General features: G+C 65.6%; 17 protein-coding genes. 12 read left to right on the forward strand and 5 right to left on the reverse strand.

Features of this window, described 5'->3' with window-relative positions:
- Window positions 1-13: 13 nt before the first annotated feature.
- The 10 genes from LWC34_RS12755 (at window position 14) to LWC34_RS12800 (ending at window position 8,812) form a co-directional block, all read left to right on the forward strand.
- On the forward strand, window positions 14-526 hold the full coding sequence (locus tag LWC34_RS12755; RefSeq protein ID WP_233725262.1) for a D-glycero-alpha-D-manno-heptose-1,7-bisphosphate 7-phosphatase: 513 nt from the start codon (window positions 14-16) through the stop codon (window positions 524-526).
- Window positions 523-1,521, forward strand: coding sequence for a glycosyltransferase family 9 protein (locus LWC34_RS12760; protein ID WP_372496474.1), 999 nt, complete (start codon window positions 523-525; stop codon window positions 1,519-1,521). Before LWC34_RS12755 ends, LWC34_RS12760 begins: the two co-directional genes overlap by 4 nt.
- Complete coding sequence (locus tag LWC34_RS12765; protein WP_233725264.1) at window positions 1,518-2,423, forward strand: glycosyltransferase; 906 nt, start codon at window positions 1,518-1,520, stop codon at window positions 2,421-2,423. The genes LWC34_RS12760 and LWC34_RS12765 overlap by 4 nt, the downstream gene beginning before the upstream one ends.
- Window positions 2,420-3,625: a glycosyltransferase gene (locus LWC34_RS12770; protein ID WP_233725265.1), complete on the forward strand. Its 1,206-nt coding sequence runs from the start codon at window positions 2,420-2,422 to the stop codon at window positions 3,623-3,625. The genes LWC34_RS12765 and LWC34_RS12770 overlap by 4 nt, the downstream gene beginning before the upstream one ends.
- 8 nt (window positions 3,626-3,633) lie before the next feature.
- The gene (locus tag LWC34_RS12775) at window positions 3,634-4,203 is read left to right on the forward strand and encodes a D-sedoheptulose-7-phosphate isomerase (protein WP_372496536.1); all 570 of its coding nucleotides are present in this window, start codon (window positions 3,634-3,636) and stop codon (window positions 4,201-4,203) included.
- Window positions 4,200-5,054, forward strand: coding sequence for a bifunctional heptose 7-phosphate kinase/heptose 1-phosphate adenyltransferase (locus tag LWC34_RS12780; RefSeq protein WP_233725267.1), 855 nt, complete (start codon window positions 4,200-4,202; stop codon window positions 5,052-5,054). Before LWC34_RS12775 ends, LWC34_RS12780 begins: the two co-directional genes overlap by 4 nt.
- Entirely contained in the window at window positions 5,051-5,731 is a 681-nt protein-coding gene (locus LWC34_RS12785) for an SDR family oxidoreductase (RefSeq protein ID WP_233725268.1), read from the forward strand. The genes LWC34_RS12780 and LWC34_RS12785 overlap by 4 nt, the downstream gene beginning before the upstream one ends.
- Window positions 5,722-6,183: a D-glycero-beta-D-manno-heptose 1-phosphate adenylyltransferase gene (rfaE2, locus tag LWC34_RS12790; RefSeq protein WP_233725269.1), complete on the forward strand. Its 462-nt coding sequence runs from the start codon at window positions 5,722-5,724 to the stop codon at window positions 6,181-6,183. Before LWC34_RS12785 ends, rfaE2 begins: the two co-directional genes overlap by 10 nt.
- Window positions 6,180-7,157 (forward strand): glycosyltransferase family 2 protein, encoded by a 978-nt coding sequence (locus tag LWC34_RS12795; protein WP_308200027.1) that lies wholly within the window; start codon window positions 6,180-6,182, stop codon window positions 7,155-7,157. The genes rfaE2 and LWC34_RS12795 overlap by 4 nt, the downstream gene beginning before the upstream one ends.
- Window positions 7,158-7,219: 62 nt before the next feature.
- The gene (locus tag LWC34_RS12800) at window positions 7,220-8,812 is read left to right on the forward strand and encodes an IS1182 family transposase (protein ID WP_233725270.1); all 1,593 of its coding nucleotides are present in this window, start codon (window positions 7,220-7,222) and stop codon (window positions 8,810-8,812) included.
- Window positions 8,813-9,124: 312 nt separating this feature from the next.
- On the opposite strand, the gene LWC34_RS12805 is transcribed toward LWC34_RS12800, so the two are convergent.
- Entirely contained in the window at window positions 9,125-10,180 is a 1,056-nt protein-coding gene (locus LWC34_RS12805) for an NAD-dependent epimerase/dehydratase family protein (RefSeq protein ID WP_233725271.1), read from the reverse strand.
- Between the two features lie 159 nt (window positions 10,181-10,339).
- On the opposite strand from LWC34_RS12805, the gene LWC34_RS12810 reads away from it, so the two are divergent.
- Complete coding sequence (locus LWC34_RS12810) at window positions 10,340-10,969, forward strand: TetR/AcrR family transcriptional regulator (RefSeq protein WP_233725272.1); 630 nt, start codon at window positions 10,340-10,342, stop codon at window positions 10,967-10,969.
- Here the strand turns inward: LWC34_RS12810 and LWC34_RS12815 are convergent.
- The 3 genes from LWC34_RS12815 to LWC34_RS58785 all read right to left on the reverse strand — a co-directional run bounded on the left by LWC34_RS12815 (window position 10,959) and on the right by LWC34_RS58785 (window position 13,357).
- A complete protein-coding gene (locus LWC34_RS12815; RefSeq protein WP_233725273.1) occupies window positions 10,959-11,420 on the reverse strand; it encodes a TetR family transcriptional regulator C-terminal domain-containing protein in 462 nt (153 codons plus the stop codon). The genes LWC34_RS12810 and LWC34_RS12815 overlap by 11 nt on opposite strands.
- A 40-nt stretch (window positions 11,421-11,460) precedes the next feature.
- Window positions 11,461-12,633, reverse strand: a complete 1,173-nt coding sequence (locus LWC34_RS12820) for an MFS transporter (protein ID WP_233725274.1) — start codon at window positions 12,631-12,633, stop codon at window positions 11,461-11,463.
- A 226-nt stretch (window positions 12,634-12,859) separates the two neighbouring features.
- On the reverse strand, window positions 12,860-13,357 hold the full coding sequence (locus LWC34_RS58785) for a nuclear transport factor 2 family protein (protein WP_372496537.1): 498 nt from the start codon (window positions 13,355-13,357) through the stop codon (window positions 12,860-12,862).
- Window positions 13,358-13,400: 43 nt separating this feature from the next.
- Here LWC34_RS58785 and LWC34_RS12835 point away from each other — a divergent pair, with 43 nt between their 5' ends.
- Window positions 13,401-14,069, forward strand: coding sequence for a DNA-3-methyladenine glycosylase family protein (locus tag LWC34_RS12835; RefSeq protein WP_233725276.1), 669 nt, complete (start codon window positions 13,401-13,403; stop codon window positions 14,067-14,069).
- Window positions 14,070-14,163: 94 nt separating this feature from the next.
- On the opposite strand, the gene LWC34_RS12840 is transcribed toward LWC34_RS12835, so the two are convergent.
- The gene (locus LWC34_RS12840) at window positions 14,164-14,334 is read right to left on the reverse strand and encodes an SDR family NAD(P)-dependent oxidoreductase (protein WP_233725277.1); all 171 of its coding nucleotides are present in this window, start codon (window positions 14,332-14,334) and stop codon (window positions 14,164-14,166) included.
- Window position 14,335: the final 1 nt, after the last annotated feature.

Genomic DNA, 14,335 nt, shown 5'->3' on the forward strand with positions numbered 1-14,335 from the left:
AATGTCCGTCAGTATGAATCCGACAGTCGTGCTGTTCGATCGCGACGGCACGTTGATCAAGGATCGGCCGTACAACGGGAATCCGGCTCTGGTCGAGCCGCTCCCGTTGGCAGGTAAAGCCTTGACGCGGCTTCGTGCGGCTGGAGTACGGACCGGAGTGGTGACCAACCAGTCCGGGATCGCCAGGGACCTGATTACCGAGTCCCAGGTGGAGAGCGTGAACGCGCGAGTGGACCAGATCCTCGGTCCTTTCGACACCTGGCAGATATGTCCACACGGTCCGGATGATGGCTGCTCGTGCCGTAAACCCGCGCCAGGTCTGATTTTCGCCGCATGTGCGCAGTTGCGGGTCAGTCCGGCGGATGTGGTGGTCATTGGCGACATCGAAAGCGACATCCTGGCGGCGGACAACGCGGGCGCCCGGGCGGTTCTCGTCCCGACCACGGTGACCCGGTCCGATGAGGTCCATCGGGCGCCGGTGACCGCATCGGACCTGCTGGCGGCTGTCGAATGGGTGCTGTCGTGAAGGCGCTGGTCGTGCGGCTGGACAGCGATGGCGATGTGCTGACCACCGGTCCGGCGGTCCGCGCGGTCGCGACCCGTGCGGAGGTCACGTATCTCTGCGGCCCCAAGGGCAGGCAGGCGGCGGAACTGTTGCCTGACGTCGCGAACGTATGGCAGTGGTCCTGTCCGTGGATTCTGGCCGACCCACCGGATGTATCGGCTGTGGACGTTCAACGTCTGGTGGATCGGTTGACTCCGTTTGATGTAGCAGTGGTGCTGACGTCGTTCCACCAGTCGCCGTTGCCGATGGCGTTGCTGCTGCGGATGGCGGGAGTGCGAAAGATCGCGGCCATCTCGACGGACTACCCGGGCTCGTTGCTTGACCATCGCGTCCGGCCGGGGCTCGATGTGGAGCCTGACCAGCCAGAACCGCTCAACGCACTGTGCGTAGCTGAAGTGGCAGGCTTCGCACTACCCCCAGATGACGACGGCAAACTTCGGATTCTCAAGCCACCTGACATGAGCGGGCTGACCGGCGTGGCCCCATATGTGGTGGTCCACCCAGGAGCGTCCGCGCCCGCCAGGGCGTGGTCGCCGGATCGGTGCGCCGAAGCCGTGACCGCGCTGCGCCGGGCAGGCCACCGGGTGGTCGTCACCGGAGGTCCCAAGGAAGTGGACCTGACGGCATGGGTCGCCGGGACGGACGGCGTGGATTTGGGCGGCCGCACGACTTACCCCGAACTGGCCGGAGTCCTGGCCACCGCTGACGTGGTCGTGGTGGGCAACACCGGCGCAGCGCACCTGGCCGCCGCAGTCGGTACGCCAGTCGTGTCGCTCTTCGCACCGGTTGTGCCCGCGTCTCGATGGAAGCCGTACGGCGTACCGGTAGCCGTCCTCGGCCACCAGAACTCGGACTGCCGAGGCACTCGGGCAACCGAGTGTCCTGTGGACGGTCACCCTTGCCTGAACTCGATCACCGCCGCCGATGTGATGGCCGCGGTACGGAGGCTGACATGAACATCCTCGTCTGGCATGTGCACGGTTCGTGGACGACATCCATCGTCCAAGGTAGACACACGTACCTGCTGCCGACCGGACCGTCAGGCGGTGGCCGGCAGGGCAGGGACTGGCCAGCCAGTGCCATGGAAATCCCGGCCGGGGGTCTCGCGGATGCGTCGATCGACCTCGTGCTGGCACAAAGTCCTGAGCACGTCGACGTCGCCGACCAGCTGGGCCTGCCAGTGATCTATGTGGAGCACAACACTCCCAAAGGCGACATACCGTATACCCGGCACCCCATGGCGGACCGCGACGATGTGTGGCTTGTGCACGTGACGCACTTCAACAACCTGATGTGGGACTCGGGCAACGCGCCGACGACCGTGATCGAACACGGAATCCCAGACCCAGGGCAGCGGTACTCCGGTGAGATGGAACGAGTCGCCGTGGTCACCAACGAACCGGTTCGCCGTGGCCGGATCACCGGCACCGATCTGTATCCGGTGTTCGCGGCGCACGCCCCGATCGACGTCTTCGGCATGGGGCTGGCCGGCCTGCTCGACGTGACCTGCATCGGTGACCTGCGCAGCGAGTCGTTGTTCGACGAGATGTGCCGACGGCGGGTCTACCTGCACCTGACGAGGTGGACGTCGTTGGGTCTGTCGCTGATCGAGGCGATGCACCTCGGCATGCCTGTGCTCGCTCTGGCCACGACTGAGGCATCCCGCGCGGTACCACCGGATGCCGGGATCGTCTCGGCGGACCTCGACGAGCTGATCGACGGGCTGCGGTTACTCATGGCCGAGCCGGAAACAGCGCGTCAGATGGGTAAACGAGCTCGTGAACACGCGCTGGCCCACTACGGGCTGGCGAGATTCCTGCGTGAGTGGGACGAGCTGCTGATGGAGGTGAGCACATGAGGATCGCGATGGTCTCCGAACACGCCAGTCCACTGGCCGCACTGGGCGACGTCGATGCCGGTGGGCAGAACGTGCATGTCGCGGAGTTGTCCGCGGCGCTGTGCCGTCGTGGACACGAAGTCGTCGTCTACACCCGGCGGGACGCGCCGGGCCTGCCCGACGAGGTGTCCGTATCGGACGGATACCGCGTCGGGCACATCCACGCTGGGCCGGCCGAACGGCTTGGCAAGGACGAAATGCTCCCGCATATGGCGGATTTCGGCATGGCACTGCGTGAGCGCTTGACCGACTGGCGACCGGACGTGGTGCACGCGCACTTCTGGATGTCCGGCTTGGCTTCGGTTTTGGCCGGACGCGTGCTGAGTGTGCCTGTGGTACAGACGTTCCACGCATTGGGGACGGTGAAGAAGCGGTACCAGGGCAACGCGGACACCAGCCCAGCCGAGCGAATCCGGATCGAACGGTTTGTCGGCAACCATGTCGCCAGGATCGCGGCCACGTGCACGGACGAAGTGTTCGAACTGGTCCGGATGGGCGTGCCCCGCGACCGGATCTCGGTTGTGCCATGTGGAGTGGACGTGTCGAAGTTCGTGCCGGGTGGTTCCGCCGATCCACATCGGATAGTCGCGACTGGACGACTGGTTCCCCGCAAGGGATTCGATACGATCATCGAGGCGTTGCCCGGCCTTCCGGACGTCGAACTGGCGATCGCGGGCGGCCCACCGAGCGATCGGCTCAGTGCGGACCCGGAAGCGATGGCCCTGATGCGGAAAGCCGAAGACCTCGGTGTCGCCGAGCGGGTGCGGCTGCTTGGTTCCGTATCCCGAAGTGAGATGCCGCCGCTGCTACGGTCGGCGGCCGCGGTGGTGTGCGCTCCATGGTACGAGCCGTTCGGAATCGTTCCCTTGGAGGCGATGGCGTGCGCCCGCCCGGTTATCGCGTCCGCGGTAGGCGGCTTGATCGACACCGTGGTGGACGGCGTGACCGGCTTGCATATCCCGCCCCGGTCTCCGCACGCGCTGGCGTGCACGGTGAAAAATCTCCTCGGCGACGAGGTGATGACCGAGTCATTCGGCTTGGCAGGCAGGGACCGAGTGGTCGCCCGCTACTCCTGGGACCGAGTAGCCCAGGACACCGCCCGTGTCTACACACGGGCCCGCGGTGCACAGTCCACGGACCAACTCTTCGGGGAGGGACTGTGAACCCGCGTATCCACATTGACGCATTGACGGAGACACTTTCCACCCTGCGGAGCCAAAGCAACGTACTTGTCCGATGGGGACGGATGATGGCCGAACGATTGCCCGAAGGTGGGCGGCTGCTGGCTGCTGGCAACGGCGGATCGGCTGCCGAAGCCCAGCATCTGACCGCCGAACTGGTCGGACGTTACCGCAGCGACCGTGAACCCTATTCCGCTATCGCTCTGTGCGCCGAGTCTTCCAGCGTGACCGCGATCAGCAACGACTATGGCTACGACGAAGTCTTCGCACGGCAAGTCGCTGCGCACGGACGCCCCGGAGACATGCTCGTCCTGCTCACGACGTCCGGCCGCAGCAGCAACCTCCTGCACGCCGCCACAGCGGGCGTCCGATGTGGTCTGACGGTGTGGGCGATGACCGGTGCCCGCCCCAACCCGCTGGCCGACATCGCCCACGAAACCCTTGCCCTGCCCGGCGAACCATGCACTGTGCAGGAGGCACAACTGGCTGCCGTGCACATTATGTGCGAGGTGTTCGAAGCGGCCATCGGAGTCCCGGCTGTGGAACGGCGGGTGTCATGAACCTCGTGGTTGTGGGTGACACGCTGCTCGACGTCGATCTGGTAGGTACGACCACGCGCTTGTGCCCGGACGCGCCGGTCCCGGTCGTCGACCTGACGAGCGAAAGCAAGCGCCCGGGCGGTGCTGGTCTCGCGGCGATGTTGGCACCAGCCGACGACGTCACTTTGGTGACCGCGATCGCCGACGATGTGGACGGAGACCAACTCCGCAAAGCATTGGGCGATATGACTATTGTCGCCGGCCCGTCCTGGGCCGCGACTCCGGTCAAGACCCGGGTGCGTTGCGATGGGCAATCCTTGGCGCGGATCGACCGTGGAGGTAAGGGCGATCCCGTGGTCACCGACGACATGCTGGACGCGGTAGTGGCCGCGGACGCAGTTCTCGTGTCCGACTATGGCCGTGGCATGACGAGGAATGAGCGCCTGCGGGCTGTGCTGGGTAACCACAGGTTGGTCGTCTGGGATCCACATCCGCGTGGTGCCTCACCGGTTGCCGGGGTTTGTCTGGTCACACCGAACAGTGAGGAAGCGGTTTCGGCGTGCGGCGGGCGCTTGGTTGAAGCCGCCGGGATCCTGCGGGACATGTGGCTTGCCGATGCTGTCGTGGTGACTACTGGTTCGGACGGGGCTGTCCTGGACATTGGTGACGGTCCGCTGCACGTCGCCGCACCTCCGGCGCACGTTGTCGACCCGTGCGGTGCGGGCGACTGCTTCGCCGCTTCCGTCGCTACAGGACTGATGCACGGTGCCAGTCTGTTCGAAGCCGTTCGGTCCGGTGTGGACGCGGCAAGCCGGTTCCTCGCCGCCGGAGGAGTCTCCGGTGTTGGAGTTGTGGAAGGGGAAACTCGATGAAGACAGTTCTGATCACCGGCGGCGCGTCCGGACTCGGTGCGGCCGTGGCTTCAGCCGTCATGGCGGACGGTGGGCGCGCCGTCGTTCTCGACAAAGCGGCACCGACGGCGCATGTCACCGACTTCCTGTCGGTCGACTTGTCCGACAGCGCCGCGGCTGAACGTGCAACCGCCGAAGCGGCTGACCGTTATGCAGGTTTGGACGCGGTCGTCACCGCGGCGGGCATCGACAGCTGCGGACCGCTGGGACGAGTGTCCGCTTCGGACTGGGAACGAGTCGTCCAAGTGAACCTGTTCGGCACGGTCTCGGTCGTGCGGGTAGCGTTGCCGCACCTGGAACGCTCTCATGGACGCGTCGTGACGGTGGCATCAACACTCGGTTTGCGTGCGTTGCCCGAGGCAACCGCGTACTGTGCCTCGAAGTTCGGGATTGTTGGCTTCACCCGAGCGCTGGCTGCGGAGACCGCGGGCCGGATCGGTGTGACGCTGCTCGTTCCTGGTGGAATGAGAACGTCCTTTTTCGACGGTCGCGAAGAGAAGTACCGCCCGCCGGACATGGAACAGCTCAACGCGCCGGACAACGTGGCCGCCGCTGTATTGCACGCGCTCAACCAGCCGGTTGACTGTGAGATCAGGGAACTTGTCGTCTGCGCACCGAATGAGTCGTCGTGGCCGTGACCGAGAGTCTCGTTCAGTTCGTTGCCCGACACCGCGCCGCTGGGCACCGGATCGTGTTCACCAACGGCTGTTTCGACGTCCTGCACCGTGGTCACGTGACTTACCTCGAGCAAGCCAAGCAACGCGGCGACGTGTTGATCGTGGCACTGAACGACGACGCCAGTGTGACCCGGTTGAAAGGATCTGACCGGCCGGTGAACACGGTGGCCGATCGCGCCGCAGTCCTCGCTGGACTGTCCTGTGTGGATTATGTTGTCCAGTTCACGGAGGACACTCCAGCCAGACTGATCGAACTGATCAAGCCCGATGTGTACGCCAAAGGCGGCGACTACACGACGTTGCCGGAGAGCGGGATGGTCCGGTCGTTCGGCGGTGAGGTCGCCATTCTCGATCACGTGGCTGGCCAGTCCACCACGGCGACGATCACCCGGATCAGAAAGGGGAAAGGGTGAACTACACAGTGGTGATCCCGACGATGGGTCGCACAAGCTTGAACGTCGTCCTGCAGGCGTTGCGTGAAGCCGACGGCCCGGTGCCGCGTGAGATCGTCGTGGTCGACGACCGGCCTGTGCGCTACCCACAGTTCGTGCTTGGAGATGACGTGCGGGTGCTGCGTACCGGCGGCCAGGGACCGGCAGCGGCCCGTAACGCAGGGTGGCGCGCGACGACGACGGAATGGATCGCGTTCCTGGACGACGACGTTGTGCCGTCCCCGGAGTGGAAGCGGCGGCTCGTCAAGGATCTGACCAACCTGTCGGAGGATGTTGCGGCCAGTCAGGCACGAATCGACGTTCCGCTGTCGCAGGACCGCGATCCGACCGATTGGGAACGCGGGACAGCCGGGCTGATGGTCGCCAAATGGATCACTGCCGACATGGCGTACCGGCGTGCCGCGTTGCAGGCGGTCGGCGGGTTCGACGAGCGATTCCCCCGGGCGTATCGGGAGGATGCCGATTTGGCGCTGCGGATCCAGGAAGCCGGGTACCAGATCGTGTCCGGGGAACGCGTCACCAAGCATCCGGTGCGTCCGTCCGGTTTCTTCGCAAGCGTCAAGGCACAACGTGGAAACATGGATGACGCGTTGATGCGCCATGTGCACGGTCGGGATTGGCGTGCGAAGGTCGGTGCGTATCCCACGCGGTTGCGGCGGCACGCGCTCACTACCGTGGCTTTGATGTCCGCTCTGCTAGGGCGGCGGAAGGGCGCCGCAGCGGTGTGGGCGGCTCTCACGGCCTACTTCGCGTACGAACGCATCGTGCCTGGTCCGCGATCCGCGTCCGAGATCACCCGGATGGTCGTCACAAGCATCGTGATTCCACCAGCCGCGTGCGCCTACCGTGTGCGCGGCGAACTGCGCGTCCGAATGGACGCTAGTGGTCACGATCGTAAGTCTGTCGGGGGTCTCGACGGCCCAGCTTCCCGCTAGGAGGCCGCTGAATAATCGGCGTGTCGCCCCAGGATGTGGGTTTGAGCTGGGAGAATCGTTTCATGCAGGGTGTGGAGCGTGGTGATCGGGAGCTGCTGGACGCGGAGGCGCTGGTCGGTCATCTGGTCCCGGCGGGGAGCATGTTCGCGTTCCTGGCCGGGCATCGCCGGAATCTGTTCCCCGATGGAGAGTTCGAGGATCTGTTCCCCTCGGGCAAGGGACGGCCCTCGATCCCGGCGTCGGTGATGGCCTCCATCCTGGTGTTGCAGACCCTGCATGATCTCTCGGATCGGGAGACCGCTGAGGCGGCCCGGTGTGACCTGCGGTGGAAGGTCGCGACCGGGATGGCATTGGACGACAAGGGATTCGACCCCTCGACGCTGGTGTACTGGCGCAAACGACTGGCCACCTCGGGGCGGCCGCATCGGATCAACGACGCGGTGCGCACGGTCGTCGAGGAGACCGGGATCCTGCGTGGCCGCCGCAAGCGGGCGGTGGATTCCACGATCCTGGCCGACGCGGTCGCCACCCAGGACACCATCACCCAGCTGATCTCGGCGATCCGGCGGGTGGATCGGCAGGTGCCCGGCGCGGCGGGGCAGATCGCGAAGGTGTGTACCGGCCATGACTACAGTCGGCCGGACAAGCCGAGGATCGACTGGGACGACCCGGCCGCCAGGGACGCGCTGGTCTCCGCGCTGGTCAACGATGCGAACGCGCTGGTGGCGGCGCTGGCCGATACCGAACTGGAAGGCGACGCGGAGTTCGCGTTGGCGTTGCTGGCGTTGGTCGCCGGTCAGGATGTCGAGCCCGCCGAGGGCAGTGACGGCACTGATGGGCGGTGGCGGATCGCCCGCAAGGTCGCCCCGGACCGGGTGGTGTCCACAGTGGATCCGGATGCGCGGCATACCCGCAAGTCCCCGGAGAACCGGCGGGACGGGTATCGGGCGCACGTGGCGGCCGAGCCCGAGACCGGGATCGTCACCGACGAGAAGGTGACCACGGCCGCCGGCACGGAGAACTCCGACCCCGCTGTGGCCGAGGAGTTCCTCGACGCCGAGGACGGCAAGCGCGCGTGGCACGGCGATTCCGCCTATGGCACAGGGGATCTACGCGGTGGGATCGACGATGCCGGGCATGAGGCGGTGATCAAGCCCAAGCCGCTGCGGGCTCCGGTCGAGGGCGGATTCACCGTGGACGACTTCACCGTGGACGACTTCACCGTGGACGACTTCACCGTGGACGAGCAAGCGGGCACGGTCACCTGCCCCAACGACATCACCCGCCCGATCAGCCGGACCCGGGTCGCCACCTTTGGCGCTCTCTGTCGTGCCTGCTCACTGCGTGCACAGTGCACCACGTCCAAGACCGGCCGTAAAATCGTTCTGCACCCACGAGATGACCTGCTGCGCCAAGCCCGACGCGACTGGGCGGACAAGCCCGAACTGCGCGAGAGCTACAGGACGTTCCGCCCCAACGTGGAACGGGTCATCTCCCAGATCGCCAGCCGCGGTGGCCGACGTCTCAAACTCCGATATCTAGGCACCGGCAAGAACAACGCCTGGCTCAAACGCCGCACCGCAGCCTTGAACCTCCGCAACCTCATCGGTCGCGGCCTGACCCATACGGCGGGCGCTTGGACCCTGGCTACCTGAGGGAAACCACGGCCCAACCCCCAGTCTTGGGAGTTGTGAACCTCGTCGAGCAACCGCCCTGGGCTCCCTGAACGCCCAGCATCACCCATAATCAGCAAGGCCCAGGTCCTCGCCTGCCATCACTCGGTGACAACCAACCCGCAAACCACCCTAATTCAGCGGCCTCCTAGCCAGATTTTCCTCTGGGCAGCACCGACCAAAGGCGCCGGTACAACACCGGTACCGGCCCCTTCGCCCGGCACTCAGCGAAAACCTGGATCCGCCGAATACCCCCAACGAACTCCCGATCGCAACCACTAGTGGCCGCCCCTGTCAGGGCCGTTCGCCGACACCGGTGCTCAGCTCGTGCCAACGTCCACCCTCCACTGAGGACGCCAGTGGCGGCGTTGGCAGACCAGATCCGTGCCGCAGGCCGAGCAGGAAGGCCCGAATCGCGTCCTTGGCGGTATATCGAGGAGTCCAGCCGAGTTCGGTTCGGGCGCGGTATGTGTCCATCACCGGCACCCGCAGGACGGTGTCGAACAACCCGGGGGACGCTGGAACGAGATGCAGCCGCCACGCTGCGGCCAGCGCCGCGCGCACCGGCCTTGCGGGGACGTTCACCACCTTTGCCCGGAGGCAATCAGCCAGAACGTCGGCATCGACGATCGGGTCCGCCGCGATGTTGAACGCCCCACGGACGTCCTTCAGCACGGCCGCGCGATAGGCGGCAGCCGCGTCATCGGTGTGCAACACCTGGAAAACAAGGCCAGGCAGCTTGGGGACCACGGGCACGATGCCCGGCCGGGCGAGTCGGTTGGGCAAGAACGGGCCGCCGAAGAGCCGTCGTTGCTGGCTGGCCGCGCCTGTCTGGAAAATGAAGCCCGGGCGCATCCGGACGACGCGGATGTCCGGATGCGACAGTTCGAACGTGTCAAGAACACGTTCGAGGTACGCCTTTTCACTCGGATACGCCGCACCAGGCCAGCCGTCTGTCGGCCAACTCTCGCTGACCTGCTCGTCTTTGGGGCCAGGGGAGTAGGCGCCAACAGATGAGGCGTAGACAAGCGCGGGGACACCCGCTTCGGCCACCGCGTCGAACACCCGCCTGCCGCCCGTGACGTTGTTGGCCCATGTGACGGCCGGGCGGCGAGTCGGCTGGAAAAGCCAGCCGAGGTGAACGACCACGTCCGCACCGCGGAAGAGCCCGGCCAGGTCATCAGTCGTGAAGTCCGCCTCGGCCCAGTTCAGTTTCGCCGCACTCCAGTCCGGTGGCCGTCTCGCGACACCAACGACCGACTCCACCTCGTTGGCGGCCGTCAGCTCCCTGACCACGCCGATTCCCACGTTTCCGGTCGCCCCGACAACGACAACACGTATGCCAGTCATGGACATGGCCTACCCACTCACGCGCCCCGCACACGGGGGCCACAAACTTCGGTAACCGCTGCGCGGCTCCAGAGCCTGGTGGCGTCGCACGGCTCACCGGCTGGGCGGGACCGCACAGTCCATGCGGCGAGTGCGATCAAGCAGGGTAGCCTAAGGCGCGTGAGCAGGCCGGAGAACGCACAGCCGGGGCGGACGTTGACGCCTCGTGGGGCCGCCACCCGCGCGCGCATCGTGGCGGCTGCTGCTGACCTGATGTACGTCAAAGGCGTGAACGCGACGACACTGGACGACGTCCGGGCCGCGAGCAATACGAGCAAGTCCCAGCTCTACAACCACTTCCCGGACAAGGAGGAACTGGTCCGCGCGGTGGTCGCCGCGCGTGCGGCGCAGATCCTCGAGCGCGAACGGGGCTCCCTTCAGCGCCTGAAGTCGTTCCGGGGTTTGGTCCGCTGGCGGGATGCGCTGGTTCAGCGAAACGCGTTGCAGAACGGCGCCTACGGCTGTGCGCTCGGCTCGATGGCCAGCGAGCTCGCCGACCAGGACGACCAGGCCCGCTCCATGCTCGCCGAGGCGTTCGTGGAATGGGAGGGGCTGCTCGCCGCCGGGTTGCAGCGGATGCGGGACAGCGGGGTGCTCAGGTCGGACGCAGACCCGGAGAAGCTCGCCACGGGTCTGATGGCGGCCTTGCAAGGCGGGTACCTCCTTGCTGAGACCGCGCATGACATCAAGCCCATGGAGATCGCCCTCGATATGGCGCTTGACCACGTGAAGTCGTTCCTTACGGCGTGATGGCGTGTGCGCGGACGTAGCCGAGGGCTATGTCCAGGGCCACCTCCAACTGCCGCACGTCACGGGTGGTGCGGGTGAGCAGCAGACCGCCCTGTAGCGCGGCCATCAGGCCGGTCGCGAGCCTTTGCGGATCGGCGTCCGCCGCGAGGTCGCCGCTGTCCCTGACCCGGGTGATTCCGCCAACCAGGAGCGACTCCCATGCCGCGAAGCACGCGCGAACCGCCTTGTCACCGTTGGCAAGCAGCTCGGCCAGCTCGCCAAGCGGGCAGATCCCGTCGTCGCGTCTCTGTCCAAGGCGGACGATCTCGTCTCGCCAGTGGACGAGGTCCTGTATCGAGTGCAGGTTGTTCAGCAATGGTTCCTGAATCGCGTGCAGCCTTGTGACGGTCTCCGCTGTGGGAGGCTCGTCAGCACGGCCGCCGTCTTGGCCATAACGGTCCACAAGGTCCACTATAAGCAATCATAGTCGGGATACATGCATGGAGGTTGGACTAAATAGTCCTTATCGCTAGCTGTGCGGGGTTGCGTGCGGCGATGACAGTGAACACGGTGGCGACGAGAGCAAGTCCGCCGTACCCCAGCGCGATCTGCGGTAGCGAAAAGGTGTGGGAAAGTTGGCCGGCGATGAGGCTGGGGAAGGCGGCGGCGCTGTAGCAGATCAGGTAGATAACGCTGAAGATCGGCGCTCGCTCGGCCAGGGTGCTGCCGTGCAGCAGGCCTCGGGTCGCGGCGCTGATGGCGATGCCTTGACTGGCACCGGCGACGATGGTCGCGGCGATGAACAACGCCAGTGCGCCGGTGGCGATCGCTGTGATGATGCCGATCATTCCGGCCAGGAAGGCGATCATGCCGATGCGTTGGGCCGCAGCGGGTGTGAACCGGCCGCTGAGGGGAGCGCCGAGAGCGCTGGGGGCCATGTAGGCGGCGAACACCAATCCGAGGACGAGCGGGCTGCGGGTGTGGAGTTGCTCTTCGACCAGTGCGGGCACGAAGGCTTGGTAGAACGCCCCGGTCGCCCAGGTGGAGAGGAACACCGCGGCCGCGACGGGAAGCAGACGCCTGACTCGCGCTGGGACGCCGACGCTGGGTCGCAGTGATCGCCAAGCGCCCGGCGTCGGCGTCACGGTTTCCGGGCTGATGGCGATGAGTGCGGCAGCCAGCAGTAGGAGGCCGATGGCGACCACGTAGATCAGGTGGCGTTGCCACGGTCCGAATTGGACAAGGGCGCCGGAGGCGATCGCCCCGATGGCGAGGCCGACCATCGGTGTCTGACTGGAGGCGACGGAGGCCAGCCAGGCCGGCTTGGCTGGTGCGGCGTCGACGATGTAGGCGGTGACGTTACTACTGGCCAGCCCGGCACCGAGGCCCATCAAGACCCGACCGGCCAGCAGGGTGCCGACGTCGTGCACGTTCAGCAACAGCAGACAGCCCAGTGCCAGCAGGGCGAGACTGGCGATCGAGGTGCGCCGTCGGCCCAGATGATTGGAAAGCCGTCCCATCGACAACAGTGCGACGAGAGTGGGCAGGTCGTAGACGACAACGGCCAGCGAGATGTCGGCGTTGCTGAACCCGTCCTCGGCACGGTAGGTGTTGAACAGGGGGATCGGCGCGGCCGACGCGGCAAACGCGGCCGCAAGAGAGACAACCGCGGACAAGAATGCCAACCAGAGCGTTCTGCCCCGACCAACCTGGTTGAGCGCTGGTGTCACGTTGTGCATCGAGCCGTGCCTTTCGGTTGTTCTGAACGACGTCGGCGCTTCTGGAGTACGTCGACGCCATGTCTGCCGTGCACCGGGCGGTCCAAAGAGGACCGCGAGATCGCGGACGGCACCGGTCTAGCCGTGACCCCGCGTGGCTACACCCGTGCCGGTTCTCCGGGGTGAGTGCGGGTCAGGTGCCCGGAGCGATCGCGCAGGCCGCGACACAGACCCAGACACCCGCACGCTTCTGGTACGCGTCCGTGTACAGAGCTTCTCTTTTCGCTCCATCGGCGAGCATGGTGTAGGTGCTGCGGGCGTGGATCAGCGCGACGTCACTCAGAATGCGGATGGTGACGTCGTGCACAGCGAGATCCTTGAAGGGGCGCGGCTTCGCGATGTATTCGAGGAACTCGGTACGGTTGCGGGTGACTCCCGGAGTCTGCACGATGAAGTCTTCGGCGAGGAACTCGTTGAAGCGCTTGACATCGCTGAACTGGTCGGCGTGGACGTAGTCGTTGTTGAGCTGCTCGAGGATCGCCAGGTCTTCGGCGGACTGCTTGGTGTCGTTGATTTTCCTGGTCCTTCTCTGTTGTTCGGGCGTTCTCTCACGAACGACCGAGTGGACTATATCGTCCAGTGTATGTGTCGGAAGTGGTGATGTCAGAATGGTAAGGACGTGCCATCGAATCCTCTGTCTGGACTATTTAGGCCGTATTTGCGACGCTTGCGGCATGACCACCATTCGGACAGGGAAGCACGCGACCAAGCAACAGCGTGCGGCGTTCAAGTACTTGGGCGCGCTCGACGACTCACTCGCCTCGTGGGTGCGGTCGACAGGGCCGATCGATGCCTACGAGATGCCCCTGCCCGTGAATGTCAGCGGTCCGCTCGAATGGTTCTCCTTCACGATCGCCTCACGGCAGCTCAGCAGGGCGTCGGCCGCCGCGATCTACAACCGGCTTGTCGCCCAACTGGGCGGTTCCATCACGGCCGAGCGTGTCATCGCGACCGATGAGCAGAGCATGCGCGGCGTTGGCTTGTCCTACCCGAAGGTCAGGGCAATCCGCGGACTGGCCGAACACGCCGACGACGGTCTACTGGAACTGGACAGGCTCGCGGCGATGTCGGATGCCGAAATTCAGACCGAACTCATCGCGTTGCCCGGTATCGGTCCATCGTCAGCCCAGATGTTCATGATGAGGTACTTGCACAGGCCGGACATCTTCCCGGCCAACGACGTCGCTGTGCGCGCGGCGGTGACGGCACTCGACGGACTGGACAAGAGGATCACGCCCAAGGCCGTGGAGCGGCGCAGTGAGCTGTGGCGGCCCTATCGGTCGTATGCGACGTCGTACTTGTGGGGCTATATATGGGAACTTCATCATCCCTCCGCTGGGTGAGTTGACGCCCGCGTTCAGGAACGACGTCGTCAGAGTCCCGAATCGTTCACGGACTTCGGACACCACCTGGTCAGTATCAGCAAGCGAGCGTGCGTCAGCCCTGCACTACGAGGATTTCCTCGGGTAGCTCCTCGCGCGCCCGGGCGACGCTTTCCGGACGTTGTCCAGTGACCGCGACCCGGTAGCCGCGGCTGTGCAGAAGCTTCGCGGTAGCCATTCCGATACCGCTGGTGCCACCGGTGATTAGAGCTGCACGTGCCGACATG

The organism is Kibdelosporangium philippinense (assembly GCF_021390435.2).
Lineage (GTDB): Bacteria > Actinomycetota > Actinomycetes > Mycobacteriales > Pseudonocardiaceae > Kibdelosporangium > Kibdelosporangium philippinense.

Bases quoted from the DNA above. Each gene is read 5' to 3' on its own strand.
- LWC34_RS12755 (WP_233725262.1), top strand. From the start codon at position 14: ATGAATCCGACAGTCGTGCTGTTCGATCGCGACGGCACGTTGATCAAG.
- LWC34_RS12765 (WP_233725264.1), top strand. From the start codon at position 1,518: ATGAACATCCTCGTCTGGCATGTGCACGGTTCGTGGACGACATCCATC.
- LWC34_RS12770 (WP_233725265.1), top strand. From the start codon at position 2,420: ATGAGGATCGCGATGGTCTCCGAACACGCCAGTCCACTGGCCGCACTG.
- LWC34_RS12780 (WP_233725267.1), top strand. From the start codon at position 4,200: ATGAACCTCGTGGTTGTGGGTGACACGCTGCTCGACGTCGATCTGGTA.
- LWC34_RS12785 (WP_233725268.1), top strand. From the start codon at position 5,051: ATGAAGACAGTTCTGATCACCGGCGGCGCGTCCGGACTCGGTGCGGCC.
- LWC34_RS12800 (WP_233725270.1), top strand. From the start codon at position 7,220: ATGCAGGGTGTGGAGCGTGGTGATCGGGAGCTGCTGGACGCGGAGGCG.
- LWC34_RS12805 (WP_233725271.1), bottom strand. From the start codon at position 10,180: ATGACTGGCATACGTGTTGTCGTTGTCGGGGCGACCGGAAACGTGGGA.
- LWC34_RS12835 (WP_233725276.1), top strand. From the start codon at position 13,401: ATGACCACCATTCGGACAGGGAAGCACGCGACCAAGCAACAGCGTGCG.
- LWC34_RS12840 (WP_233725277.1), bottom strand. From the start codon at position 14,334: ATGTCGGCACGTGCAGCTCTAATCACCGGTGGCACCAGCGGTATCGGA.